The following is a 24,556-nucleotide window of genomic DNA, read 5'->3' on the forward strand; positions in this document are numbered from 1 at the left end:
GAAGCGCTCGCCCGAGAAGTAGGCTTATGGCATGAACGTTTCTTCAGAGGGCTTTTCTACGCCCGCCGCCACGATGCTCGTTGTACTCGACTGCGATTCGACGCTCATTCAAGACGAGGTTATTGAGCTCATCGCCGACGCGGCTGGCACGCGTGACGAGGTTGCCGCGGTGACCGAGCGAGCGATGCGTGGAGAGCTGGACTTTGCCGAGAGCCTCACACACCGCGTTGCTACGTTGCGTGGCGTTGACGAGAGCATTTTCGCGAGGGTGCTCGACCAGGTGCGGCTCACCCCCGGCGTCGAGCAGCTCATCGCTCATGTGCACGAGCAGGGTGGCATGGTCGGTGTCGTTTCCGGCGGCTTTCACGAGGTGCTCGACGGGCTTGCCGAACGTCTCGGCCTCGACGAGTGGCGCGCGAATCGCCTCGTCGTTGAAGATGGCGTGCTCACGGGTGAAACCAAGGATGAAATCATCGACGGCAACGCGAAGGCCGCCTACCTCACCCGGTGGGCCGAGGCGCACGGTGTGGCGCTCGAAAACACCGTCGCAATCGGCGATGGCGCAAACGATATTCCTATGATGGGCGTCGCGGGCCTCTCGGTCGCTTTTAACGCCAAGCCGAAGGTCCGTGAGTTTGCCGATATCGAGATCGACGATGATCTCTCGAAGGTTATTGAACGTTTGCCTCGCGTGTAACCGAGCACACAACGCATGAGGCGTCCCGCATCGTAGACAGATGCGGGACGCCTCATGCGTTTGGGTCGCGACGGGTTAGTGCCCCATGCCAAGGCCACCATCGACGGGAATGACGGCGCCCGAGATGTAGCCGGCGTCATCGCCAGCGAGCCATGCGGCAACGCCCGCGATCTCTTCAACCTGGCCAAAGCGCGCTGCGGGAATCGATGAGAGGTACTGTTTCTGCTGTGCCTCTGGGAGAGCGGCGGTCATGTCGGTCTCGATGAAGCCCGGAGCAATGACGTTCGCCGTGATGCCCCTGCCCCCGAGTTCACGGGTGAGTGAGCGGGCAAAGCCCACGAGAGCCGCCTTCGACGACGAATAGTTGATCTGCCCAGCAGAGCCGTACAGGCCGACGACGCTCGAGAGCAGAATGACGCGCCCGAAGCGCTGCTTTAGGAGCCCCTTCGAGGCGCGCTTCACGACACGGAACGTACCCGTCAAGTTCGTATCGATCACGCTCGTGAATTCTTCTTCTGACATGCGCAGCAGGAGCGTGTCTTTCGTGATGCCGGCGTTAGCGACGACAACCTCAACCGGGCCGTACTCGGCCTCAACCTTCGTGAAGGCGGCGTCGATCGAATCGGCATCGCCCATGTCGGCTGTCACGGTCAGTGCGCCTGCTGGGCCTTCGCCGCTGCGCACGGTGACGGCGACACGGTGTCCCTCGGCGAGCATGCGCTCAGCGATGGCGTAGCCGATACCTCGGTTGCCTCCCGTAACAAGAACGGTGCGGGGTGTAGTCATAGGGCTTTTACTCCTTGGTGGTGTGGTCATAAGCGCACGCCCAGCCTATCGGCGTAGAGTTGAGAGAGGAATGTTTATCCCCTTACTTCTCTGCTCTGAAAGGCGGCCCTGGTGCGCGATTTTGACGTAACGTCAGCCGGGGTCTCTGCTGAGCAAGATCGAAACCATCGAATGAAGGTCTACTTCATTATGATGGCGATTCGTCTCGCGTGCGTGCTCTCGCTCATCTGGGTGCGCGGTTGGTGGGTTCTGCTCGTCGCCGTCGGTGCCATTTTCTTGCCCTACTTTGCCGTGCTCATCGCGAATGAAGCCGCGAACACTCGCGGTAAGCAGCCAGAGCAGCCCGACCAGCTACAGCTCACCGGGCAAGAAGAGCCCGATGAGCCCGTGATCCCCCGGCTCATCGTCGTTGATCAGCCAGCGGATCGTCGCGGCCACTCGACCCCTCCAGAACATTCCGCGCAAAGCGATACCGAAGGCGCATTGGCCGACCAGGGCGATGAAACAACCGACCAGGAGGTCGGCACTGCTGACGATCACGCACGGGACTCTGTGAACGACGAACCTCGCACCGACGAGGAGCACGAGTCGTGATTCTCTCGATGCTCGGCGATCCCGAGGCGACCGTTCAGTGTTCACGAGCTGGCTGCACGTTACCGGCAGAGACCCGCATCATGTGGCGCAACCCCAAGATTCACGATGAAACCCGAACGAAGGTGTGGCTCGCCTGCGCCGAGCACGAGGGCTACCTTGCTGAGTTTCTCCGAGCAAGAAATTTTCCCGTTGCAACCGAACCGTTCACGGGAGCCTGAGGAGCACGGTGACCCAGAAGATGAACCCTGAGTTAGAACCAGCAGGCTGGTCGTTTCTGACCTCCCGACGCTGGCTCGGCTACTACGCACTCATCATTGCCTTTTCGATTGCCTGCGTTTTGCTCGGGAACTGGCAGTTCGACCGAAGGGACCAGGCGCGCGCCGAGATTAACCGCATCGACACGAACTACGACGCCGCACCGGTCATGCTCACCGAGGCGCTCGATGACCTCGACGCATTCGACATTGACGACAACAAGTGGCAGCAGGTCACGATGTCTGGCGAGTACCTTGGTGAACCCTACCTCGCGCGCAACCGCGCAGGCTCAGACGGTGTTGGCTCGCTTCTCGTGCACCCGTTCAAACTCGACGACGGTACCCTCTTCTTTGTCGACCGCGGGTGGATCCCGGTGAACGCGAGCGAGGGCATCCCTGAGGTGCTCCCGTTGCCCCACGAAGGCCACGTCGAGGTGACGGTTCGGCTCAGGCAAAGCGAAACACAACTCGAGAACCGCAGCAACGAAGGTCGCACCCTCGGGTCGCTCGACCTTGGTGAACTCGCGAAAGAGTTCTCTGAGCCCGCCTATACCGGCGCATACGGTCAGGTGGTGAGCGAAAGCCCCGCAGGAGAAACCGGCGAGCTGCCCACCCGCCCCGAGCGCGACGAAGGCCCTCACCTCTCGTACGCCCTGCAGTGGTACGTCTTTATCCTCATTGCGATTTGTGGCGCGTGGTATGCCGCGACCCTCGAGCATCGCTCGCTCAACCCCGAAACGCACGAGCAGCGGTACGCACAGCGCAAGCCAAACCCGCGCAAAGAAACCAAGGGGTCAAAAAAGCCCGGCAAGCTCACCGACGCCGAAGAAGAAGACGCGTTGCTCGACGCTTAAGGTACGCCTTCCTTCCCCGCTCGCCGAGGGCTTCTGCGTGTGATACTCTTCGTCTCGTAGTCGACATTTGATGACGAAAGAGCGAGCACCCATGAGCGATGCCCCACCCCCTTTGCGCGACGAACAGCAAGACGTTGCGGCGCCCTTTGGGGTGCAACCGCCATCGCGTCGAACCCGCGTCATCACGCTCACCGTCGCAACTCTTGCAACCGTTGGCGTGGTTATCGCCGGAGCATCGGTTGCTCTTGATCTTGCCGACCGCTCGACGCGCGTCGAGTCGCGAAGCGAAACCCTTGCAGTCGAGGCCGCCGCACCCGCTGACCCGTATGCAGACGCGATCGTGGTCGGCGAGATCGAACGCCCTGAGAGGCCTTCGCACTCCAATCCGATCGACTGGAAAGTGCCGGTCGATGCCCCGTTCGAGACCTTCCCAACGAATTTCATTCAGCCTGAAAGCTCTGAATCGGTCTGGCTTGAGTGCAGCGACGAACAGTTCGCCTGGCTGAAAGAACACGCCGAGCCCTTTGACTCGATGTCAGATAGCAACGCGTTCAACCTCTCTCTCCGCAATTCGGCAAATACCGGCGGATCACTGCCCCTTGGCAACCTACGCTTCGAGGGCACCGAAGCCGAGAGCGTGGCATGGGTTGCGTTGGAGTGCTCGATTGGAGGACGCGGTGCTGCGGGTGGCGCGCAACCGATGTACATTGACATTGATGGAAGCGAGGCTGTGTACGGTGAGGTGCTCTCATCGTACGCTGAAGATGCGCAACCGGAAGGCTCTCCCGTCACGGTTAACCTCGCACCGGGTGAGATCACAGAACTCGTTTTGACTCGCGACCGAAACGTCAATACTCAACGCACCTATACAGGGCGTTTTCTTGCTGACGTGCTCGACGGGAGCGATGACACCGTCATTCTCGCGAACGATGTCGTGTTCCAACGGCAAAGGGTTTTGGGCTACAAGATTCACTACATCGGTGTCGATTATGCCCCCGAAGGCGAAGCCGGCTCGATGCTTTGCATACGCCCCGTTGGCGAGCCGAATGAACAGGGTTTCTTCGATGAGAGCGACCGAAGCGCTTGCAGCACAGCCGAGGTGGCAGAAATGCTCGCCGAGGCGGCAGCGATCGCCGAGCAGGAGGCCTTGTGACGCATAACGACCCAGACGAGCAGGGCGGCATCGCTCTACCAGATGCAGAAGCTAACCCAGGGCTCCCCCAGCCCGGAACACCTCGCCAAGAGCCGAAGAAGAAAGCTAGGCGTGGGTGGAGTACCACCAACAAGGTGCTTGGCGCGGTGATCGCCGTTGTTGGCGCGATCACCGGCACCATCACGGCTGTTGAGATAGTAACCCGCGACAGTACAAACTTCTCGCACCTCGAGATGTCGTTTGAACCCGTCACCGATGAGACCAGCGAGTGGGCTGTTACGGCAGCTCAGCTGAGCGAGCATGCGTTTCCCGCCGGCGCGAGGTGCACAGGCGATCAGCTCGACTGGCTGGAAGCCAACGCGATAGCGCTCAACCGCCACTACATGCTCTCTCTCCGAAACACCGCGTCGAGCGGGGCCATGCTTGCGATCAACGACATCCGTTCCACGGCGCCCGAGGCGCCCGAACGGGGTGAGCTTTTCATGCGTGTGGTCTGCGACCCGACGGGCTTTCCCGCACGTGATCTCTTCTACGGCAAGCTCGTGGCAGACCGCCCCGACCTCGTCGCAACGAACGTCAACGTGAAGGGCGACGCTGCGGCGCAGCGCAACCCCGAGGTTCCGGTGAGCTTCAACCTCGGCCCTGGTGAGAGCGGTAAGATCCCGCTCGACCTCTTCGGTAAGTACCCTGCTAACGGCGAAGTCGAGCTTACTGTCTACAGCGTAGATGAGCAGCGGGTTGAGCGGGTAGCAGGAAGCGACTTCACGATGCCGGCTCTGCTCTTTGGCGGAGACTGGTTTCTCGTCACAACCGATTCGGGCGTCGAATGCCGCCGCATCGAAGCAGGCGCGATCGAAACGTGCACGCTTGACGAGGCTCTGCACGAGATCGAGATTGCACGCCCCTAAGCTGCCAGTGCTTGATTGCTCAGCGTGGGGTCAGGGCAACGCGCCCTGACCCCACAACGTCAATGGCCGAGAACGTGAGATTACGCCAGCTCAATCAGCTCGAGGTACTCCTTCGACCAGTGGTCTTCGGTACCCTCGGGCATGATGAGCACACGCTCAGGGTTGAGCGCTTCGACGGCACCGGGGTCGTGAGAAACAAGCACAACGGCACCTGAGAAGTGCGCGAGCGCGTCAAGAATCTCTTCACGGCTCGCAGGGTCGAGGTTGTTTGTCGGCTCATCGAGCAGCAGCACGTTTGCGCTCGAGACGACGAGCTTCGCGAGCGCGAGACGGGTCTTCTCGCCGCCCGAGAGCACGCCAGCCGGCTTATAGACATCATCGCCCGTGAAGAGGAACGAGCCGAGAATTTTCCTAGCCTCAGTTTCAGTGAGGTGCTGCGATACCGAAACCATGTTTTGCAACACACTGGCCTTGACGTCCAGCGTCTCGTGCTCCTGGGCATAGTACCCGACCTTCAGGCCATGCCCCTTGATGAGGTGACCAGCATCGGGCTCGTCGACGCCAGCGAGAAGCCGCAGGAGCGTCGTCTTACCTGCACCGTTGAGGCCCAGAACGACCACCTTTGATCCGCGATCAATGGCCAGATCAACGCCCGCAAAGATCTCGAGTGAGCCGAACGATTTCGAGAGCCCCTCGGCCATGAGTGGAGTCTTGCCGCACGGCGATGGATCTGGGAAACGCAGCTTTGCGACCCGGTCGACTTGACGTACCTCTTCGAGCCCCGAGAGCATCTTGTCGGCACGGGCGACCATCTGGTGGGCAGCCGCGGCCTTCGTGGCCTTCGCGCCAAAGCGAGCGGCCTGCTCCTTCAACTGCGAGGCCTTCTTTTCAACGTTTGTGCGTTCCTTGCGGCGGCGCTCCTCGTCTGCGGCGCGCTGCCTGAGGTACAGTTTCCAGCCCATGTTATAGACATCGATGACCTGGCGGTTTGCATCGAGGTAAAAGACCTTGTTTACAGTCTCGCCCACGAGGTCGATATCGTGCGAGATGACGATGAGCCCGCCCTTATACGTCTTCAGGAACTCTCGAAGCCAAGTGATTGAATCGGCATCGAGGTGGTTCGTTGGCTCATCGAGAATCATGGTCTCGGCATCAGAGAAGAGAATGCGTGCGAGCTCGATGCGACGACGCTGACCGCCAGAGAGCGTTTTGAGCGGCTGGTCAAGAATGCGGTCGGGCAACCCGAGGTTGTGCGCAATTGAAGCGGCCTCGGCCTCGGCCGCGTAGCCACCGAGCGTCTGAAAGCGGTCGCTCAAGTTGGCAAACTTCTTCATGGCACGTTCGGCGCGCTTGGGGTCGTCTGACGACATTTCTTCACTCGCGCGCTCAATGTTCTTCGTGAGCGTGCCAAGATCTCTCGCATCGAGAATGCGGTGCCTTGCGAGCTGCTCGGGGTCGCCGGTTCGCGGATCCTGCGGCAGGAACCCGAGTTCGCCTCGCACCGTGATGTTGCCCTCTGCCGGCTGAAGCTCGCCAGAGAGCGTGCGGGTGAGCGTGGTTTTTCCAGCGCCATTTCGCCCGACAAGGCCGATCTTGTCGCCGGCTGAGACCTGAAAGGTCACACCCTCCATGAGTCTGCGCGCGCCGACGTCAATGGCGAGGTCTTGCACGGTGATCATGTGGATTCTCCTGAATATGTATCGATCGCGTTCTAGGCAACCTCACTAGTCTAGTCGCTCGCCCGCAAACAAAGGTGCAGAGGCCGTGTAAACGCAAGGAGAGCGGGTGGACGATGCCACCCGCTCTCCTGTGAGGCGGTCACGCTTCCCTTCAAGGATTTACATGACCAGAACGCGGTTGTGATCCGAATATTTCGGCTCGAACCTTAGATGCTGAACCCGAGGGCGCGCATCATGTCACGACCATCGTCGGTAATGCGCTCCGGGGTCCACGGCGGCATCCACACCCAGTTGATGCGGAACGCCGTCACCAAACCGTCAAGCGATTCGGCGATGTCGTTCTCGATCACGTCGGTGAGTGGGCAGCCGGCGCTCGTGAGGGTCATGCTGATCACGAGCGCATCGTTTTCTTCATCAAAGCCAAGGTCATAAATGAGTCCGAGGTCGTAGATGTTGACCCCGAGCTCGGGGTCACTGACGTTCTTCAGCGCTTCAATAGCTTGGTCGCGAAAATCGGGTTCAAGCGAAGTGATGTTCGTACTCATAGTTCTAACCTACCTGATGACTAGGCGTTAACGAAGCGATCGTAGCCTTCTGCTTCGAGCTGGTTCGCGAGTTCTGGGCCACCCTGCTCTGCAACGCGGCCATTCACGAACACGTGCACGAAGTCTGGCTTGATGTACTGCAGAATGCGCGTGTAGTGGGTGATGAGCATGATGCCAACACCCGTGTTTGCCTTTGCGCGGTTGACACCCTCTGAAACAATTTTCAGTGCGTCAACGTCGAGGCCCGAGTCGGTCTCGTCAAGAACGGCGAACTTCGGCTTCAGAAGTTCCATCTGCAGAACCTCGTTGCGCTTCTTCTCGCCGCCCGAGAAGCCTTCGTTAACGTTACGCTGCGCGAACGAGGGGTCCATGCGCAGGTTCTCCATCGCGCCCTGAACCTCTTTCATCCAGGTGCGGATCGAGGGTGCTTCGCCGTCAATGGCGGTCTTCGCGGTGCGCAGGAAGTTGGCGTTGGTCACGCCAGGAATCTCGATGGGGTACTGCATCGCGAGGAACAGGCCAGCCTGTGCGCGCTCGTCGACGTCCATCTCGAGAACCTCTTCGCCGTCGAGAAGAACCGATCCGCCTTCAATGTTGTAGCGTGGGTGACCCGCGATTGCGTACGCGAGGGTCGACTTGCCCGAACCGTTGGGGCCCATGATTGCGTGAGTCTCACCCTGCTTGAGCGTGAGGTCTACACCCTTGAGAATCTGCTTGGTGCCCTGCTCGGTATCTACGCTGACGCGCAGATCTTTGATTTCAAGAACTGAACTCATTACTTCACTACTTTCGTAACTGTGGGGTCAATGTATACGTTGCCGTCTTCGATCTCTACGACGAAAACTGGCACCGGCTCGAACGCCGGAAGGTTTTCTGGAATACCGGTCTTCAGGGAGAAGGCTGAGCCGTGTGCCCAGCATTCAAGGGTGTCACCCTCTACAAATCCCTCTGCCAGGCTGACCGCGCCGTGACTGCAGGTGTCGCCGATAGCGTGGATCTCTCCCTGCCCGTCTTTGACGATGGCTACCGGTACGCCGTCGAGTACGACGCGCACCGCTTGATCTTGCTGTAGCTCATCTACTGCAATGGCAAATTCGCGAGCCATTACGCAAGCACACTCTGCTCAAGCTCGGCATCAATCGCCTGCTGCAGGCGAGCCTCGACCTGCTCGTTGCCGATACGCTGGATAACCTCAAAGAGGAACCCGCGTACAACGAGCTTGCGTGCCTCGTCTTCAGAGATGCCACGGCTCTGCAGGTAGAAGATGTGCTCTTCGTCAAAACGGCCGGTGGTTGATGCGTGGCCAGCGCCGGCGATGTCACCGGTCTGGATTTCCAGGTTAGGGATCGAGTCGGCACGGGTGCCCTCGGTCAACGTGAGGTTACGGTTCTCTTCGTAGCTGTCGGTTCCACTTGCAACGCGACGAATGAGCACGTCGCCGATCCATACGGCGTGTGCGCCCTCGCCCTGCAGCGCGCCCTTGTAGGCAACGCGGCTGCGAGTGTTCGGAGCATTGTGGTCCATGTAGACCTGGTGCTCGAGGTGCTGACCCGCATCGGCGAAGTATGCGCCGTAGCTCTCGCCGTTTGCGCCCTGATTGTCGAGGTGAATCGAAGGGTTCACGCGAACGACCTTGCCGCCGAGCGAAACAACGATGTGCTGCAGCTCAGCGTCGCGGCCGACCGTCGCGTGGTGGCTTGCGAGGTGAATTGCCTCGTCGTCCCACTCCTGAATCGACACGACAGTGAGGTTTGCTGCATCACCGACGACGATCTCAACGCTCTCGCTGAGGTTCGCGGCACCGGTGTTCTCGAGAATCACGAGGCCACGTGCGTGCGGTGCTGCCTCAATGACAACGTGCGCCGCGGTCGGGGTGTTGGTGAGCGCCGAGCGCTTCACCGTGACCGTCTGGTGCTCCTCGCTCGTGAGCAGCAGGTGGTGCGCGACCTTCGCCGAGCCCCACGCGTTCGCTGCAGCGCGATCCTCAGGAATACCTGCGCGCCCGACGAGCTCTGATTCCATCGGGATCCACTCGGTGCGAAGGCCCTCGGCCTCTGAGACCTCGACGGCGAACTCTCCACCGGTGAGCTCACCGGTGAGCAGCTCGCTAATGGTGTCGATCGGCGTGAACTTCCAGTTGACCTCGCGGCCCTTTACCTCGGGAAAGTCAGCAACGTTGGTCGACTTAAAACGGTCTGAACGAGTCTGAACCGGTACGGCATGATCCCAGTCCCCGTCGCTGTGCGCGCGAAAACCGTGCTGTTCTGTTTCAAGCTGTGACATGTTTAACCGACTGATCCTTCCATGCTCATCTCGATGAGCTTATTGAGTTCAAGCGCGTATTCCATGGGGAGCTCGCGCGCGATCGGCTCAATGAAGCCACGCACGATCATCGCCATCGATTCCTCTTCTGAAAGACCGCGGCTCATGAGGTAGAAGAGCTGGTCTTCGCTCACGCGGGTCACCGTCGCCTCGTGGGCGAGCGTCGCATCATCGGTACGAATATCGATGGCCGGGTACGTATCGCTTCGCGAAATGGTGTCAACGAGCAGCGCGTCACACACGACCGAGTTGGCCGCGTGGTGGGCGTTCGATTCAACACGAACCTCGCCACGGTAACCGGTACGGCCACCGCCACGGGCAATCGACTTCGAGAGAATCGAAGAGGTGGTGTGAGGAGCGAGGTGAATCATCTTCGCGCCAGCATCCTGGTGCTGGCCGGGGCCTGCAAACGCAACCGAGAGCGTCTCACCCTTGGCGTGCTCGCCCGTCAGGAAGATTGATGGGTACTTCATGGTGACCTTTGAACCGATGTTGCCATCGACCCACTCCATGAGGGCGCCTTCTTCGGCAATCGCGCGCTTGGTCACGAGGTTGTACACGTTGTTTGACCAGTTCTGAATCGTCGTGTAGCGAACGCGAGCGTTCTTCTTCACGATGATCTCGACAACCGCCGAGTGCAGCGAGTCAGACTTGTAGATCGGAGCCGTGCAGCCCTCGATGTAGTGCACGTACGAACCCTCGTCAGCGATGATGAGCGTGCGCTCGAACTGACCCATGTTCTCGGTGTTGATACGGAAGTATGCCTGCAGCGGAATCTCAACGTGCACGCCCTTGGGCACGTACACGAATGAGCCACCCGACCATACGGCGGTGTTCAGCGCGGCAAACTTGTTGTCACCCGACGGGATAACCGTGCCGAAGTACTCCTTGAAGATTTCAGGGTGTTCTTTCAGCGCGGTATCGGTGTCGAGAAACAGAACGCCTTGCGCCTCGAGGTCTTCACGAATCTGGTGGTACACGACCTCTGACTCGTACTGCGCGGCAACACCCGCGACGAGACGCTGACGCTCAGCCTCGGGAATGCCGAGGCGCTCGTAGGTCTCTTTAATCTCTTCTGGCAGCTCTTCCCAGCTCGTCGCCTGCTTCTCGGTCGAGCGAACGAAGTACTTGATGTTGTCGAAGTCGATTCCCGAGAGGTCAGCACCCCAGGTCGGCATCTGTTTTCGATCAAAAATCTTGAGGGCTTTCAATCGGCGCTCAAGCATCCACTCGGGTTCGTCTTTCAACGCCGAAATATTGCGCACGACCGCTTCGCTCAGCCCGCGTTCTGCGGTTTCGCCGGCGGGGTCGTTATCGTGCCAGCCAAATTCGTATTGACCCAAACCCTCGAGCTCAGGTCGGTCGATTAACACTTCTGACATCTCTCTCAACTCCTCAAAATTTGTACTGTCTACAGGCTGCCCCGCGCGCTCATCATTCGTTGCGCGGGCGCTGTGTACCCCACTCAGCCAGCTTCACAGAGTTCCCTGAGACAGTGCAGTAAAGTTGGACTCAGGCAGTCACCGGGTCGATTGCACACGAACCCGGCGCCCCTTCGCCGCCAACGAGATCTAGTCTACAAGGTCTCCCGGTAAAATGGGAGGGCGCGTGTTACGGGACACACCCCTTGTTTGAGAGGATCATTTTGTCTTCACAGCCCAGCTCTCAGAGCCGTACGACCTCGCCACTTCCCCGGTTTCTTATACCGGCCGCGTGGATCTCGTTTGTGCTCAACGTTCTCATCATCGCAACCGGTGGCGCTGTACGCCTGACGGGCTCTGGCCTCGGCTGTAGCGAGTGGCCCCTGTGCACCCCAGACTCGTTCGTGCCGACCGAAGAGCTCGGCATTCACGGCATCATCGAGTTCGGCAACCGCACGATCAGCGGCCCCCTGCTCATCGCGGCCCTCATCGTGCTCATTCTGAGCATCAAAATTCGCAAAGAGCGTAAAGACCTCTTTGTGCTGTCGATCGTCATCACCGCACTGATCCTCTTGCAGGCCGTCGTCGGCGGCTTCGTCGTGTGGGAAGGCCTGAAGGCCGTTCTCGTCGGCTTCCACTACACCGTCTCACTCATCATCGTCTGCATCGCGGCTGCCTATCTCGTGCGCGCCTACAACGGCCCCGGCCCCTACGTTCGCGACGTACCCAAGGGCTTCGCCATCACCTCACACGTCATGACCCTCTTCATGGCCATCGTGATCGTCATGGGCGTCATCACCACGGGCAACGGGCCTCACTCGGGCGATGAAAACGTCATTCGCGACGGCTTCGACGCGACGCTGCTCAGCCACCTGCACGCATGGCCCGGCTACATCACGCTTGCATTGCTCGTCGTGCTCATCGCCTGGGCGTTCCAGCGCGACCTGCGCCCCCTCAAGTGGCTACTGACCCTGCTGATCGTGATGGTCGTGCAGATCTTGGTCGGCGTCTTCCAGGCGCGCTCTGGGCTCCCCCCGGTCGCCGTCGGCGTGCACATGGTGCTTGCCTCACTCACCGCGGCCACCATGACGGTCACGATCATGAAGCTGAAGAAGCCGGTCGCGCTCGACGCCGCGGCCGCGGCTCCCAAGACTCGCTAGCGGATCCGCGCCTTCGCCTCGACTCGCGCCCGTCTCACGACTCGCGTGCGCGGGTCGCGGCGCTGACGCTCTCACGTAAACGCCCGCTGTGCGGGGCTCGAGGCTTCTCGCCTCGTGGCCCGGCGCGGCGGGCGTTCGCGCTTGTTGGCGCTTGCTCGTGCTTGCGTTGTGCTTGCGTGTGCTTGCGTTGCGTTTGTTTGTGCTTGTTTGCGTTTTTGGCCGCAGTTTGACGAAAAGCAGGGTGTTGGTCGACCACACACCCTGCTTTTCGTCAAGTAAACGCGAAATCACCAGGCAAACGCAGGAAAGCGGCGCGAAAGGGCCTCAAGCACAGGCCGGAAGCATAGAAGACAGCGTATGGGCCAGAAAATCACGAAAGCAGCGCACCCCGAAACCACAAGCACACCCCGACCGACCCAACCAACAGAACAGCCCAAGCCCGCCATAAGGTGAGCCCGGGCTGCAGCAGCGTCGGGGCGAGGAAGCGCTAGGCGCCGAACGCCTCGAGGTCGACAGCCTCGAACTCGAGCAGCTCTGAGCCGGTTGCGACGGGCTTCTTGGCGGGCGCGCCATCGCCAGCGCCGTGAGTACCAGCGGCAGCGCCGTGAGCACCAGCGGGGCGGCCGTGGCCATGCGCGTCTGCCCCCGAGGCGCGACGCTCCTGCCACGCGGTGAAGTCTTCGCGGGTCTCCCACGTCGTCACGACGAAGTAGCGTGATTCGCCAGCGGTTGGACGCAGCAGCTGGAAGCCAACGTAGCCAGGCTCAGCGTCGAATGAGTGTTTGCGGGCGGCAAAGCGTGCTTCGAGTTCTGCTCCCTGGCCCTCGGGAACGCTGAGGGCGTTGATCACGACGTACGACATGGGTACTCCTTGGGTGTTGATTATTAGAACGGCAAGAGCGGATCAACAGCGATCGCGACGAAAAGCACCGAGAGGTACGTGATCGATCCGGTGAAGAGCTTCATGGGCTTGCCCTCCTGGCCGCGAATCGCGCTGCCGTAGAGGCGGTGAGCCTCGATGATGAACATGGCTCCGGCGACTACCGCGACGACCGAGTAGACCCAGCCCATGCCCGCAACCGGGATGAGCAGCAGCGTTGAGGCGACGGTTGCCCAGGTGTACAGAATGATCTGCAGGCCAACCGTGATGCGACCACGAACGACGCCGAGCATCGGCACACCGGCGGCTGCGTAGTCGTCGCGGTACTTCATCGAGAGCGGCCAGTAGTGCGGCGGGGTCCAGAGGAAGATGATGAGGAAGAGCACCATGGGAGCCCACGAGACGCTCTCGGTCACCGCTGCCCAGCCGATGAGCACCGGGAAGCAGCCGGCGATGCCGCCCCAGATAATGTTCTGCTCGCTGTAGCGCTTGAGCAGCAGGGTGTAGACCACGACGTAGAAGAAGATTGCGAGGGCCGAGAAGAGGGCCGCGAGCCAGTTCGTCGTGAAGTAGAGCCAAGCGATCGAGACGAGACCGAGCACCCACGAAAAGATAAGGGCGTTGCGGTCGCTGATCTCGCCGGTGACCAAGGGGCGATTCTTCGTGCGGTTCATCTTGCGATCCATGTCGCGATCGATGTAGCAGTTGAAGGCACCAGCTGAGCCGGCGCTCATCGCGCCGCCGATGAGCGTTGCAAGTACGAGCCAGAAGCTCGGCAGTGCCCTCTCTGCGAGAATCATGGCTGGCACGGTAACAACGAGCAAAAGCTCAACCACCCGGGGCTTCGTCAGCGAGACGTAGGCCTTGAGGGTGCGCGAAAAACTCTTCGGGGCCCCGAGCGGCTGTCCCGATGACTGAGCATAGGCTGAAGCATTCATCACTTAAGGATCCTACGCGAAAGTCGCTGTGCTCGATGTGAGCGAAATCTCAGGCGATGCTGCACACTCTTCGCCGCCGTTCATCAAGCCCTCGGTGTGAAGCCGCACAGAGATTACTGAAACCCCGCTGCGGCGCGAAAAGCAGCCGAGCAAACCCGGTAGAGTTGGTGACGGATTATGGCGTTCAAGCCCACGACACTTCAGCATCTGAGAGGCCCCCTGTGACGAACAACCTTGAGTGGAACGACATTGACGATCTCGCGGTCAACACCGCGCGCGTACTCGCAGCAGACGCTGTCGAGAAAGTTGGTAACGGCCACCCTGGCACAGCGATCAGCCTCGCCCCCGTTTCGTACCTGCTGCACCAGAAGGTGTTTCGCCACGATCCGAGCGATTGCAACTGGGTTGGCCGCGACCGCTTCGTGCTCTCGATCGGTCACTCATCACTGACGCAGTACGTGCAGCTCTACCTCGGCGGCTACGGTCTCGAGCTTGACGATCTTAAGGCGCTGCGCACCTGGGGCTCGCTCACCCCCGGCCACCCCGAGTACGGTCACACCGACGGTGTCGAGATCACGACCGGCCCGCTTGGCCAAGGTCTCGCCTCGGCCGTCGGCATGGCATACGCCGCGCGCTACGAGCGTGGCCTCTTTGACCCCGAGGCAGCGCCAGGCACGAGCGTGTTCGACCATCACATCTACGTGCTGGCCGGCGATGGCGACCTGCAAGAGGGCGTCACCGCCGAGGCCTCGTCACTCGCGGGCCACCAGAAGCTTGGCAACCTCATCGCCATCTACGACAGCAACAAGATCTCCATCGAAGACGATACCGACATCTCGTTCACCGAAGATGTCGCAAAGCGCTACGAGTCTTACGGTTGGCAGGTGCTCGAGGTTGACTGGAACGAGAGCGGCGCCTACGTCGAAGACGTGCCTGCCCTCTTCTCGGCGATCGAGGCTGGCAAGGCCGAGACCGGCCGCCCGACCCTCATCATTCTCAAGACGATCATCGGTTGGCCCTCACCCGGCAAACAGAACACCGGCGGCATCCACGGTTCGAAGCTTGGCGGCGAGGAGCTCGCTGGGCTGAAGACCGCGCTCGGCTTCGACCCCGAGGCATCGTTCGAGGTCGCACCCGAGGTTATCGAGCACACCCGTAAGGCTCTTTCGAGGGGTGCGGATCGACGCAGCGAGTGGAACGCGGCTTTCGACGAGTGGGCGGCTGCAAATCCCGAGAAAAAGGCGCTCTTCGATCGCCTGCAGAGCGACGAGCTGCCAGAGGGCATTGAAGCGGTTCTGCCGACCTTCGAGGGCGGCACCTCGGTCTCGACGCGTTCGGCGAGCGGCAAGACCATTGCGGCTCTGGCCGAGAAGATGCCAGAACTCTGGGGCGGCTCGGCAGACCTCGCCGATTCAAACAACACCACGATCCCCGGCGCAGCATCGTTTATTCCCGCCGAGTGGTCGACCCGTGCTTACCAGGGCAACGACTACGGTCGTGTACTGCACTTCGGTATTCGTGAGCACGCCATGGGCTCGATCTTGAACGGCATCCAGTTGCACGGCAAGACCCGCTCATACGGCGGCACCTTCCTCATCTTCAGCGACTACATGCGCCCGGCGGTGCGACTCGCTGCACTCATGAATGTGCCAAGCATTTTCGTCTGGACCCACGACTCGATTGCGCTCGGCGAAGACGGCCCGACGCACCAACCCATCGAACAGCTCGCGACCCTGCGCGCGATTCCCCAGCTCTCGGTTGTGCGCCCCGCCGACGCCAACGAGGTTGCGATCGCCTGGCATGAGACGCTTTCACGCCACGAGGGCCCCACAGGCCTCGCGCTCACACGCCAGAACGTGCCCGTCTTCGAACGCGGCACTGCAGAAGCAAACGGCCAGACCCTCGCGTCGGCTGAGGGCGTGCGAAAGGGTGCATACGTGCTCGCTGAGACCACGACCGACTCGCTCGATCTCATTCTCATCGCGACCGGCTCAGAGGTGCAGCTGGCACTCGAAGCTCGTGAAACGTTGAGCGCCGAGGGCATCGGCGTGCGCGTCGTCTCGGCTCCGTGCCTTGAGTGGTTCGCCGAGCAGAGCGAAGAGTACCGCGCTTCGGTTCTCCCGAAAGAGGTTCGTGCCCGCGTAAGCGTCGAGGCGGCCCTCTCACTCGGCTGGCGCGAGTACGTCGGCGACGCTGGCCGCTCAGTCTCGATCGAACACTTCGGCGCGTCGGCCGATTACCAGACCCTCTTCACGAAGTTTGGCATCACGACCGAGGCCGTGGTCGCTGCGGCACGCGAGAGCCTCGCAGAGGTGAGCGCATGACTCACGCAACCGAGGCCCTCCGCAGCGCAGGCGTGAGCATCTGGCTCGATGACCTCTCACGAGAGCGTCTCAACTCGGGCAACCTCGCCTCGCTCATCGAGAGCCACAGCGTCGTCGGCGTGACGACAAACCCCGCCATTTTCTCGGCCGCGATCCGCAATGATCACAGCTACGGCGAGGCCCTCGCGGCCTGCGCGAGCGAGGGTCTCTCGCCGGCCGACACGCTCACGCGGCTCACGACAGACGACGTGCGCCAGGCGTGCGACCTCTTTGCGCCGGTGTACGAGCGTAGCGGTGGAGTCGACGGCAGGGTCTCAATCGAGGTCGAGCCAGAACTCGCACACGATGCCGAGCGCACGGTCGAACGGGCCGAACAGCTCTGGGCGATCGTCGATCGTCCGAACGCGATGATCAAGATTCCCGCGACGACCGAGGGGCTGCCCGCGATCACTGCGACGCTCGCCAAGGGCATCAGTGTGAACGTCACGCTCATCTTCAGCCTCAGCCGCTATCGCGAGGTGCTCAACGCCTACTTCACAGGAATTGAGCAGGCGCGCGCCAACGGCCATGACATCGCCCGCATTCAGTCGGTTGCCTCGTTCTTCATTTCGCGTTTTGACACGGCGGTTGATCCAGCACTCGACGCAAGCAACGACGCCTCGGTGCAAGCCCTCAGCGGTTCGCTTGCGATCGCCAACGCGAGCGTCGCGTACGAGATCTTCGAAGAGCAGTCGAGCACCGAGCGTGCACAGTTTCTCACTTCGGTCGGTATGCAACCGCAGCGCTTGCTCTGGGCCTCGACAGGGGTCAAAGATCCGCGCCTCGCAGCAACGCACTACGTCACCGAGCTCGTCGCGGCAAACACCGTGAACACGATGCCAGAGGCGACGCTGCAGGCCGCAAGCGAGCTCGACGAGATCGTGCCAGACCGTCTCGCAACGCACCTCCGAGAAGCCGCCCTCAACATCGCGAAGCTGCCAGCCGTTGGCCTCGACTACAGCGCGGTGAGCGAAACCCTTGAGCGCGAGGGCCTCGAAAAGTTTGACGACGCCTGGAACGAACTCGTCGCAAATGTTACCGAGCAGTTGGGGGCCGCACGATGAGTTCTTTCATCAAGGCTGATATTGACGATGCCGCACTCGCCGAGGCCTCGATTGACTACCTCGTCGCGTCAAAGGCTGCATCTCGCCTTCGCGAAGGCGACGCAACGCTGTGGGGCAAAGCCGCAGCAGCAGAAGCCAGTGAACGACTCGGCTGGGTCTCGGCCGCAAGCGACATCGTCGACGTGATTGCACAGGGTGAGGAGCTCTGCACAAAGCTCAGCACCATCGACTACTCACGAGTGCTGCTGTGCGGTATGGGCGGTTCAAGCCTCGCCCCGCAGGTCATGACGAACGACTCCCCCATTCCTCTCATCGCCATCGATTCGATTCACCCCGACTTCATCGATGCCACTATGAGCCCAGAGTCGCTCGCGCAATCGGTCGTGATCGTAAGCTCGAAATCAGGTGGTACGAGCGAAACGAGAACGCAGCTCGCGATTTGCGAAGACCGCATGAGCAAGGCCGGCATCAACGCTGCTGAACGCATCATCGTCATTACCGACCCCGACTCTGAGCTCGAAGAGCACGCGCGTTTGCGCGGCTACAAGACCATTCTTGGACACCCCCACGTGGGCGGGCGTTACTCAGCGCTCACCGTCTTCGGCATGATTCCCGCCATGGTTGCCGGTGCCAAGCTCGACGAGGTGGCCCCGAGCGTCTTTCAGACCGTTCGCGCGCTCTCACGTGATAGCGCCGATAACCCCGCGATCCGCGTCGCAAGCGCACTGAAGATCGCTGTCGAGCGCTCTGGAACAGCCCAGTTCTTCTCACCCGAGCTTCCAGGGCTTCCCGCGTGGATCGAGCAGCTCGTCGCCGAGTCAACCGGCAAAGACGGGCGTGGGCTGCTGCCCATCGCGCGCACGAGCAAGACCGTCACGCAGACGGGCGGCATGGTCGTGCATCTTCGTGAGCACGAGACCTCGGCTTCTGGCCTTGATGCCGACGCCGACGCCGAGATGACCGTTACCGGACCCCTTGGAGTGCACTTTTACTTCTGGGAGGTTGTGACCTCGCTCCTGTGCATGCTGCTTGAGGTGAACCCCTTTGACCAGCCAGACGTCGAACGCACCAAGCGTGCAGCACGTGGCATGAAGCCAGGCGATCTGCTCTCAGCAAATGTCACCGAGCCATGCGAAGGGCTCGAAGTGACAGTCGGGCTCAGTAAAGCAAAGCCTGAAACGCTTGATGCCCTACTCACCGAGTTCATCGGTGCGGCCAATGGTGCAGCGTATGTCGTCATTCAAGCGTTCTTGCCCGAGCGGAGCGAAGCGCTCGAGACGCTCGCGAAGACCGTCGAATTGCGAAGCGGTACCCCCGCCACCGTGAGTTACGGCCCGAGCTACCTGCACTCGACCGGCCAGCTACACAAGGGTGGCCAGCCCGGTGGGCTCTTCTTGAGCGTGTACCAGAAGGCCGCTCACGATGTTCGGGTTCCCGGCACCATTACGAGTCTCGGCTGGCTCTGCGAGACCGCAGCAATGGCTGATCAGAAGGTGCTGCGTGGGCTCGACCGTCAGCTCATGGCGTTGCGGGTAGCAAACACAAAGGTGCTGAGCCTTTTGGCCCAGCACCTGTAAGTGTTGTTTCGTGTCGCTTACCGCTTATGCGGTGCCGCGACGCTTGCGGAGCTTCTGGAGTGCCTGCTCCAAAAGCTCTTCTGCTTCTTCGGGCGTGCGACGTTCTTTGACGTACGCGAGGTGCGTCTTGTACGGTTCAGGCTTTTCGAGAACCGGTGGGTTGTTCTTGTCACGACCGGCAGGAAGACCCGACTGAGGCGAGTCAATCTGCTCGGGAATATCGTCTTCTGAAACGTCAGAGGCAAAGTAACGAATCGTTTCGTTGCCCATCGCGTCCCAGTACGAGATTGCCGTGCGCTCTGCACGAATACCGTAGTCTTTTTCGCCCATTGGGCCCGAGCCTACTCGAGCCCCGCGAATGGCGTTGTTTCCAATTGCCATGGTTCCATCACTCCTTAAATGAGCGCGAATCGGGTCAAGAGACCCAATGCAATAATGCTCAAGAACCAAACGATCGAAACGACGACCGTGATTCTGTTGAGGTTTCGTTCTGCAACCCCAGAAGAACCGAGGCTTGACGTCACCCCACCACCAAACATGTCAGAGAGACCGCCACCGCGGCCCTTATGCAGGAGGATAAAGAGCGTCAGGAGCAGACTCGTGATCACGAGGATTACGAGCAAAATCACCTGGACAACAATCACAGTGAACGTCCCTTCCGACGATTTGAGCACATGAGTACTTTTTTAGTATACCCGCACTTCAGGGTCAGCCCGCGATAACGTGCTTCCTGAACTGCGCAATCTTAGAGAATTCAGTCGCGTCAAGACTCGCTCCGCCAACGAGCACCCCATCGATGTCGGGCTGCGCCATGAAGTGTGCGACGTTAGCGCTCGCGACCGATCCGCCGTACAGAATTCTCGTCTGGGCTGCGGCTTCGGCGCCCCACTCCTCGCGAATGAGCTCGCGAAGCGCACCGATGACGGCTTGCGCATCTGCCGGGCTCGCGGCCTGACCACTGCCAATTGCCCAGACCGGCTCGTAGGCAACGACGATCTCAGACCCGGCTGTCAGTGCGCGCAGCGCTTCACGCAACTGTTCGCGCGGCACCTCTGCTTCGGCGCGTGTTTCGCGCTCCTCGGCCGTTTCGCCGACGCAAATGATGGGAACGAGTTCGTGTTTGACCGCCGCTTTGGCCTTTTGCCCCACGATCTCGTTCGTCTCAGCATGCATTGCACGGCGCTCAGAGTGCCCGACGATCACGTAGCTGACCTCGAGCTTCTGCAAAAACTGACCCGAAATGTCACCAGTGTAGGCGCCTGAGTCGTGCTGAGAAAGATCTTGGGCGCCGAGCTTCAGCTCCATCTTGTCTGCGACAAGGAGGGTCTGCACCGAACGCAGGTCGGTGAACGGAGGAAAAACAGCAACCTCGGTCTCGGCGTAGGAGTGCTTCACGTCTTCGAGCGCCCACGACAGCTTTTGCACGTTGGCAATCGCGTGAAGGTGGTCAAGGTTCATTTTCCAGTTGCCCGCGATAAGCGGGGTGCGGGTGTTGAGGCTCACTTGAGCACCTCCAGACCGGGCAATGACTTGCCCTCAAGGTATTCGAGGCTTGCACCGCCGCCGGTCGAAATATGGCCGAATGATGAGTCTGCAAAACCGAGCGCCCGAACCGCGGCCGCAGAGTCGCCGCCGCCAACGACCGTAAAGGCCTCAGAGTCGACAAGTGCTTGCGCGACCTCGCGGGTGCCCTGGGCAAAGGCCTGCATCTCGAACACACCCATCGGCCCGTTCCAGAAGACGGTTTTCGCCTGAGCAATCTCGGCGGCAAAGAGCTTCGCACTCTCTGGCCCAATATCGAGGCCCATGCCACTCTCGCCGAACGCCGTGTTGGCGATATCGGCGACCCCGACCGTTTCATGCGCCGCATCGGCGGCAAAGCGCTCGGCAACAATCGCATCAACCGGCAGCACGAGTTTTACGCCGAGCTCTTCGGCCTTCTTCATATACCCGCGTACGGTATCGAGCTGATCAACCTCGAGCAGGCTCGCGGCAACGTCGTGCCCCTGAGCCTTGAGGAAGGTGAACATCATGCCGCCACCAATGAGAATCGTGTCGACTCGCTCGAGTAGGTGAGCGATAACGCCGAGCTTGTCTGAGACCTTCGAACCGCCAAGCACGACGACCGACGGGCGCTCTGGCCGCTCGGTGAGGCGCTCGAGCACCTCTGATTCGGCCGCGATCAGCAGACCGGCGGCGCTCGGCAAGAGGGCGGCGAGCTCGGTGACGCTCGCCTGCTGGCGGTGCACCACACCGAAGCCGTCTGAAACGAAGGCGTCAGCGCCCTGGGCAAGCTGCTCTGCAAAGGCCTGACGCTCTGCCGCGTCTTTTGAAGTCTCAGCCGCGTTGAAGCGTAGGTTTTCGAGCACAACGACGTCTCCGTCGGCCATGGCTTCACGAACGGCCGAAGCCTTCGCACCTACGGTCTCGTCGACGAAGGTTACGTCAGTTTCAAGCAGTTCACCGAGGCGTGAGGCAACCGGCCGCAACGACAGCTCGGGCTTCACCTCTCCCCCTGGCCGGCCAAGGTGGCTCACGACGATCACCCGTGCGCCCTGCGCGCTGAGGGTGCGGATCGTCGGTAGCGAGGCAACGATGCGTCCCTCGTCTGAAACCGTTCCGTCATTGAGCGGAACGTTAAGGTCAGCGCGCACCAAAACGGTGCGCGACGTGAGATCGCCGAGTGATTCAATCGTGCGCAAGAGTGTAGGCCTTTCGAGAAGGGACAAGGTCGGTGAACACAGCTGTGGGGCGAAGCACCGAAGTGCCCCGCCCCACAAGAGTCATTTAGATGAGCCCCGTTGTCTGGGTGCGTGCGCGCTCAAGGCGTGCGGCCACATCTTCCCAGTTCACAAGGTTCCAGAACGCGTCGACGTAATTGGCACGCACGTTCAGGTAGTCGAGGTAGTAGGCGTGCTCCCATACGTCAAGCATGAGCAGCGGAACGGTGCCAGCGGGAAGGTTGCCCTGCTGGTCGAAGAACTGCTGAACGTTGGCGCGCTGGCCGAGTGTGTCCCACGCGAGAACCGACCAGCCTGAGCCCTGAACGCCCATGGCTGCGGCGTTGAACTGCTTCTTGAAGCCGTCAAAGCTACCGAAGTACTCGGTGATCGCTGCCGCAATTTCGCCTTCTGGTTCGCCACCGCCGTTGGGTGACAGGTTCTTCCAGAAGATGCTGTGGTTCACGTGACCACCGAGGTTGAACGCGAGATCTTTCTCAAGTTTGTTCACGTTCGCGAGATCGCCTGACTCGCGAGCCGCGGCAAGCGCTTCAACCGCGCCGTTTGCGCCGGTTACGTATGCCTGGTGATGCTTCGAGTGGTGCAGCTCCATGATCTTGCCGCTGATGTGCGGCTCGAGAGCACCATAGTCGTAATCAAGTTCGGGAAGTGTGTACGTCATCATTCACCTTTCGTTACGTGTTTATCCAGTGTAGACCGTGACCCTTGACGATCACAGTGTGTCCTCGGGCAGCGTAATATCGGTGCCTGGGATGCCACGATCCTCTGCCTCTTTGTCGGCCATCGCGAGAAGCCTACGAATGCGGCCAGCGACCGCGTCTTTCGTAAGCACCGGGTCAGCTTTCGAACCGAGCTCGTTAAGGCTGGCCTCACGGTGTGCCAGGCGAAGCTCGCCCGCATACCTCAGGTGTTCGGGAACTTCGTCACCGAGAATCTCGAGTGCGCGCTGCACTCTTGCGCACGCGTGTACCGATGCCTGTGCACTGCGGCGCAGGTTTGCGTCATCAAAGTTCACGAGCCTGTTGGCGTTGGCACGGTTCTCGCGCTGGGTGCGCACGTTGTTCCACTCCTCGAGAGCCTTTGGAGCCCCCATAAGGAGTAACATCTCGCCGATTGCCTCTTCGTCTTTGATCATGACCTTGACCTGCGAACGAATCTCGCGGGCCTTAGCAGCGATACCGAGGCGACCAGCCGCGCCAACGAGAGCCATCGCGGCCTCGTTCCCGGGGGCAACCACCTCGAGACTCATCGAACGGCCGTGCGTAATAAGTGCTCCGCGAGCCAGGAAGGCTCCACGCCATGCGGCTGCAAGCTCCTCGCGACGGCCGGTCGTGACATTGTTGGGCAAACCGCGAATCTGACGACGTTGCGCGTCGAGCAACCCGAGCTGGCGGGCGAGCGTTTCACCGTTCAGCACACGAACCAAGAACTCGGGGGCACTCCCCCGGTTACTTGAGGGGCGCATCTGCTTTGCTTCAGCACGCACACCGTAAATCTCATGCAGATCGCGGCGCACGCGTTGCACGATGTGAGCGGTGTGCAGCTCAGCTTCTAAAGCAATTCGACCTGAAATGACGTGCAGCCCTCCTGCAAAACGCAGAATGGTCGTCACTTCAGCAATTCGCTCGCGTGTGGCCTGTGGGCGCACAGTCACGAGCTCATTTTTAATGTCGGCAGTCGACGCCAATGATTCTCCTTGTCGTAACGAGGTAAGTAATCCCGAGATGCAACGCGACGTGGCGTTGCTTATTCGCGGCCCAGGTCGCGGTTCGTAACACTCACGCTGACACCGGGCAGAGCCGCTAGTCTATCGGCAAGTTCGCGTGCCATTGCGACGCTGCGATGTTTTCCTCCCGTACAACCGACGGCAAGCGACGCGTGTCGCTTATTTTCCCTCTGGAATCCGGCCGTTACCGGGGCGAGTGCAGCAACATAGTGATCGAGGAATTCAGCGACCCCCTCCTGCTCAAGAACGTATTCTTGAACCGCTGGATCTTGCCCCGTGAGCGGGCGCAGCTCAGGGTCCCAGAAGGGGTTGGGAATGAATCGCATATCGACAATGAGGTCGGCATCGGTTGGTGCCCCATATTTAAAACCAAAAGATTGAACCGTGAGTTTCAACCCGGGTGTGTCTTCATCTGAGAAGAGCTCGCGGGTCTGGTTTGAAAGATCGTGTACGTTGTACCGCGAGGTGTCGATCACGACATCACTCGTTGCGCGCAGTTCGAGGAGGTGCTCACGCTCACGTTTAATGCCCTCGCTCAGCGAGGCATCGCGCTGCAGCGGGTGAGGCCGGCGAACGGCCTCGTAGCGACGCACGAGCACGTCGTCGGCGGCGTCAAGAAACACGACGCGCACCTTCGTCGATTCGCTCAGCTCAGTGATGGTCGCCTGAATCTCTTCATAGACCATGTTGCCTCGAATATCGATGACCGCCGCGATCTTCGGCAAGGCACCCGATTTACCTGCCATGTCGGCGAGGGTCGGCAGCATGGCGAGGGGCAGATTATCAACCACGTACCACCCGAGGTCTTCGAGGGCGTTGGCAACCGTACTGCGGCCGGCCCCACTCATGCCGGTGACGATCAAGAATTCTTGGTCTGGCGAGTGTACGGTCATA

Annotated in this window: 26 protein-coding genes; 10 read left to right on the plus strand and 16 right to left on the minus strand. The window is 60.7% G+C overall.

The window, feature by feature from the left end; translation table 11 throughout:
- Positions 1 to 31: 31 nt before the first annotated feature.
- A complete protein-coding gene (serB, locus tag KTJ78_RS02205) occupies positions 32 to 697 on the plus strand; it encodes a phosphoserine phosphatase SerB (RefSeq protein WP_217132247.1) in 666 nt (221 codons plus the stop codon).
- A 75-nt stretch (positions 698 to 772) separates the two neighbouring features.
- Here the strand turns inward: serB and fabG are convergent, their stop codons facing one another.
- Entirely contained in the window at positions 773 to 1,483 is a 711-nt protein-coding gene (fabG, locus tag KTJ78_RS02210; RefSeq protein ID WP_217132249.1) for a 3-oxoacyl-ACP reductase FabG, read from the minus strand.
- A gap of 111 nt (positions 1,484 to 1,594) precedes the next feature.
- Here fabG and KTJ78_RS02215 point away from each other — a divergent pair, with 111 nt between their 5' ends.
- From KTJ78_RS02215 to KTJ78_RS02235, 5 genes are all read left to right on the plus strand, one after another.
- Positions 1,595 to 2,077: a DUF3099 domain-containing protein gene (locus tag KTJ78_RS02215; RefSeq protein ID WP_369807935.1), complete on the plus strand. Its 483-nt coding sequence runs from the start codon at positions 1,595 to 1,597 to the stop codon at positions 2,075 to 2,077.
- The gene (locus KTJ78_RS02220) at positions 2,074 to 2,295 is read left to right on the plus strand and encodes a hypothetical protein (RefSeq protein ID WP_369807936.1); all 222 of its coding nucleotides are present in this window, start codon (positions 2,074 to 2,076) and stop codon (positions 2,293 to 2,295) included. The genes KTJ78_RS02215 and KTJ78_RS02220 overlap by 4 nt, the downstream gene beginning before the upstream one ends.
- A gap of 8 nt (positions 2,296 to 2,303) precedes the next feature.
- Entirely contained in the window at positions 2,304 to 3,185 is an 882-nt protein-coding gene (locus KTJ78_RS02225; RefSeq protein WP_369807937.1) for an SURF1 family cytochrome oxidase biogenesis protein, read from the plus strand.
- 91 nt (positions 3,186 to 3,276) lie between these two features.
- Positions 3,277 to 4,338, plus strand: coding sequence for a hypothetical protein (locus KTJ78_RS02230; RefSeq protein WP_217132251.1), 1,062 nt, complete (start codon positions 3,277 to 3,279; stop codon positions 4,336 to 4,338).
- Positions 4,335 to 5,246, plus strand: a complete 912-nt coding sequence (locus KTJ78_RS02235) for a hypothetical protein (protein WP_217132253.1) — start codon at positions 4,335 to 4,337, stop codon at positions 5,244 to 5,246. The genes KTJ78_RS02230 and KTJ78_RS02235 overlap by 4 nt, the downstream gene beginning before the upstream one ends.
- 80 nt (positions 5,247 to 5,326) lie before the next feature.
- On the opposite strand, the gene KTJ78_RS02240 is transcribed toward KTJ78_RS02235, so the two are convergent.
- The 6 genes from KTJ78_RS02240 to sufB all read right to left on the minus strand — a co-directional run bounded on the left by KTJ78_RS02240 (position 5,327) and on the right by sufB (position 11,174).
- Positions 5,327 to 6,925, minus strand: a complete 1,599-nt coding sequence (locus KTJ78_RS02240; protein WP_217132255.1) for an ABC-F family ATP-binding cassette domain-containing protein — start codon at positions 6,923 to 6,925, stop codon at positions 5,327 to 5,329.
- A gap of 206 nt (positions 6,926 to 7,131) precedes the next feature.
- Positions 7,132 to 7,470: a metal-sulfur cluster assembly factor gene (locus KTJ78_RS02245; protein WP_217132257.1), complete on the minus strand. Its 339-nt coding sequence runs from the start codon at positions 7,468 to 7,470 to the stop codon at positions 7,132 to 7,134.
- Positions 7,471 to 7,490: 20 nt separating this feature from the next.
- On the minus strand, positions 7,491 to 8,246 hold the full coding sequence (gene sufC, locus KTJ78_RS02250) for a Fe-S cluster assembly ATPase SufC (protein WP_217132258.1): 756 nt from the start codon (positions 8,244 to 8,246) through the stop codon (positions 7,491 to 7,493).
- Entirely contained in the window at positions 8,246 to 8,575 is a 330-nt protein-coding gene (locus KTJ78_RS02255) for a non-heme iron oxygenase ferredoxin subunit (protein ID WP_217132260.1), read from the minus strand. Before KTJ78_RS02255 ends, sufC begins: the two co-directional genes overlap by 1 nt.
- On the minus strand, positions 8,575 to 9,753 hold the full coding sequence (sufD, locus tag KTJ78_RS02260; RefSeq protein WP_217132262.1) for a Fe-S cluster assembly protein SufD: 1,179 nt from the start codon (positions 9,751 to 9,753) through the stop codon (positions 8,575 to 8,577). The genes KTJ78_RS02255 and sufD overlap by 1 nt, the downstream gene beginning before the upstream one ends.
- 2 nt (positions 9,754 to 9,755) lie before the next feature.
- Positions 9,756 to 11,174: a Fe-S cluster assembly protein SufB gene (sufB, locus tag KTJ78_RS02265; protein WP_217132264.1), complete on the minus strand. Its 1,419-nt coding sequence runs from the start codon at positions 11,172 to 11,174 to the stop codon at positions 9,756 to 9,758.
- A gap of 263 nt (positions 11,175 to 11,437) precedes the next feature.
- On the opposite strand from sufB, the gene KTJ78_RS02270 reads away from it, so the two are divergent.
- Positions 11,438 to 12,373 (plus strand): COX15/CtaA family protein, encoded by a 936-nt coding sequence (locus tag KTJ78_RS02270; protein ID WP_254259300.1) that lies wholly within the window; start codon positions 11,438 to 11,440, stop codon positions 12,371 to 12,373.
- Positions 12,374 to 12,860: 487 nt separating this feature from the next.
- Here KTJ78_RS02270 and KTJ78_RS02275 read toward each other — a convergent pair whose 3' ends face one another.
- On the minus strand, positions 12,861 to 13,235 hold the full coding sequence (locus KTJ78_RS02275) for an antibiotic biosynthesis monooxygenase family protein (RefSeq protein ID WP_217132266.1): 375 nt from the start codon (positions 13,233 to 13,235) through the stop codon (positions 12,861 to 12,863).
- Positions 13,236 to 13,258: 23 nt separating this feature from the next.
- Complete coding sequence (locus KTJ78_RS02280; protein ID WP_217132692.1) at positions 13,259 to 14,191, minus strand: heme o synthase; 933 nt, start codon at positions 14,189 to 14,191, stop codon at positions 13,259 to 13,261.
- A gap of 221 nt (positions 14,192 to 14,412) precedes the next feature.
- Between KTJ78_RS02280 and tkt the strand changes: the two genes are divergently transcribed.
- From tkt to KTJ78_RS02295, 3 genes are read left to right on the plus strand one after another with little or no spacing between them, the layout of a single operon-like run.
- The gene (gene tkt, locus KTJ78_RS02285) at positions 14,413 to 16,515 is read left to right on the plus strand and encodes a transketolase (RefSeq protein ID WP_369807938.1); all 2,103 of its coding nucleotides are present in this window, start codon (positions 14,413 to 14,415) and stop codon (positions 16,513 to 16,515) included.
- Positions 16,512 to 17,618 carry a transaldolase gene (gene tal, locus KTJ78_RS02290; protein ID WP_217132270.1) on the plus strand — a complete coding sequence of 369 codons (1,107 nt, stop codon included), beginning with the start codon at positions 16,512 to 16,514 and terminating at the stop codon, positions 17,616 to 17,618. The genes tkt and tal overlap by 4 nt, the downstream gene beginning before the upstream one ends.
- Complete coding sequence (locus KTJ78_RS02295) at positions 17,615 to 19,195, plus strand: hypothetical protein (protein WP_217132272.1); 1,581 nt, start codon at positions 17,615 to 17,617, stop codon at positions 19,193 to 19,195. The genes tal and KTJ78_RS02295 overlap by 4 nt, the downstream gene beginning before the upstream one ends.
- Positions 19,196 to 19,219: 24 nt before the next feature.
- Here the strand turns inward: KTJ78_RS02295 and KTJ78_RS02300 are convergent, their stop codons facing one another.
- From KTJ78_RS02300 to rapZ, 7 genes are all read right to left on the minus strand, one after another.
- Entirely contained in the window at positions 19,220 to 19,576 is a 357-nt protein-coding gene (locus tag KTJ78_RS02300; RefSeq protein WP_217132273.1) for an RNA polymerase-binding protein RbpA, read from the minus strand.
- A gap of 14 nt (positions 19,577 to 19,590) precedes the next feature.
- Positions 19,591 to 19,839, minus strand: a complete 249-nt coding sequence (secG, locus tag KTJ78_RS02305) for a preprotein translocase subunit SecG (protein WP_217132695.1) — start codon at positions 19,837 to 19,839, stop codon at positions 19,591 to 19,593.
- 64 nt (positions 19,840 to 19,903) lie between these two features.
- The gene (tpiA, locus tag KTJ78_RS02310) at positions 19,904 to 20,698 is read right to left on the minus strand and encodes a triose-phosphate isomerase (protein WP_217132275.1); all 795 of its coding nucleotides are present in this window, start codon (positions 20,696 to 20,698) and stop codon (positions 19,904 to 19,906) included.
- On the minus strand, positions 20,695 to 21,897 hold the full coding sequence (locus KTJ78_RS02315) for a phosphoglycerate kinase (protein ID WP_217132276.1): 1,203 nt from the start codon (positions 21,895 to 21,897) through the stop codon (positions 20,695 to 20,697). Before KTJ78_RS02315 ends, tpiA begins: the two co-directional genes overlap by 4 nt.
- 85 nt (positions 21,898 to 21,982) lie before the next feature.
- Positions 21,983 to 22,600, minus strand: a complete 618-nt coding sequence (locus KTJ78_RS02320; RefSeq protein WP_270912065.1) for a superoxide dismutase — start codon at positions 22,598 to 22,600, stop codon at positions 21,983 to 21,985.
- Positions 22,601 to 22,648: 48 nt separating this feature from the next.
- On the minus strand, positions 22,649 to 23,623 hold the full coding sequence (gene whiA, locus KTJ78_RS02325; RefSeq protein WP_217132277.1) for a DNA-binding protein WhiA: 975 nt from the start codon (positions 23,621 to 23,623) through the stop codon (positions 22,649 to 22,651).
- A 59-nt stretch (positions 23,624 to 23,682) separates the two neighbouring features.
- Entirely contained in the window at positions 23,683 to 24,555 is an 873-nt protein-coding gene (gene rapZ, locus KTJ78_RS02330) for an RNase adapter RapZ (protein ID WP_217132279.1), read from the minus strand.
- Position 24,556 lies beyond the last annotated feature (1 nt).

The organism is Leucobacter chinensis (genome assembly GCF_019049105.1).
GTDB lineage: Bacteria > Actinomycetota > Actinomycetes > Actinomycetales > Microbacteriaceae > Leucobacter_A > Leucobacter_A chinensis.

What these genes read in the sequence shown, in the direction of transcription:
- serB (WP_217132247.1), top strand. Translation starts at nt 32, where the DNA reads ATGAACGTTTCTTCAGAGGGCTTTTCTACGCCCGCCGCCACGATGCTC.
- fabG (WP_217132249.1), bottom strand. Translation starts at nt 1,483, where the DNA reads ATGACTACACCCCGCACCGTTCTTGTTACGGGAGGCAACCGAGGTATC.
- KTJ78_RS02230 (WP_217132251.1), top strand. Translation starts at nt 3,277, where the DNA reads ATGAGCGATGCCCCACCCCCTTTGCGCGACGAACAGCAAGACGTTGCG.
- KTJ78_RS02240 (WP_217132255.1), bottom strand. Translation starts at nt 6,925, where the DNA reads ATGATCACCGTGCAAGACCTCGCCATTGACGTCGGCGCGCGCAGACTC.
- KTJ78_RS02245 (WP_217132257.1), bottom strand. Translation starts at nt 7,470, where the DNA reads ATGAGTACGAACATCACTTCGCTTGAACCCGATTTTCGCGACCAAGCT.
- sufC (WP_217132258.1), bottom strand. Translation starts at nt 8,246, where the DNA reads ATGAGTTCAGTTCTTGAAATCAAAGATCTGCGCGTCAGCGTAGATACC.
- KTJ78_RS02255 (WP_217132260.1), bottom strand. Translation starts at nt 8,575, where the DNA reads ATGGCTCGCGAATTTGCCATTGCAGTAGATGAGCTACAGCAAGATCAA.
- sufD (WP_217132262.1), bottom strand. Translation starts at nt 9,753, where the DNA reads ATGTCACAGCTTGAAACAGAACAGCACGGTTTTCGCGCGCACAGCGAC.
- sufB (WP_217132264.1), bottom strand. Translation starts at nt 11,174, where the DNA reads ATGTCAGAAGTGTTAATCGACCGACCTGAGCTCGAGGGTTTGGGTCAA.
- KTJ78_RS02275 (WP_217132266.1), bottom strand. Translation starts at nt 13,235, where the DNA reads ATGTCGTACGTCGTGATCAACGCCCTCAGCGTTCCCGAGGGCCAGGGA.
- KTJ78_RS02280 (WP_217132692.1), bottom strand. Translation starts at nt 14,191, where the DNA reads ATGAATGCTTCAGCCTATGCTCAGTCATCGGGACAGCCGCTCGGGGCC.
- tal (WP_217132270.1), top strand. Translation starts at nt 16,512, where the DNA reads ATGACTCACGCAACCGAGGCCCTCCGCAGCGCAGGCGTGAGCATCTGG.
- KTJ78_RS02295 (WP_217132272.1), top strand. Translation starts at nt 17,615, where the DNA reads ATGAGTTCTTTCATCAAGGCTGATATTGACGATGCCGCACTCGCCGAG.
- KTJ78_RS02300 (WP_217132273.1), bottom strand. Translation starts at nt 19,576, where the DNA reads ATGGCAATTGGAAACAACGCCATTCGCGGGGCTCGAGTAGGCTCGGGC.
- KTJ78_RS02320 (WP_270912065.1), bottom strand. Translation starts at nt 22,600, where the DNA reads ATGATGACGTACACACTTCCCGAACTTGATTACGACTATGGTGCTCTC.
- rapZ (WP_217132279.1), bottom strand. Translation starts at nt 24,555, where the DNA reads ATGACCGTACACTCGCCAGACCAAGAATTCTTGATCGTCACCGGCATG.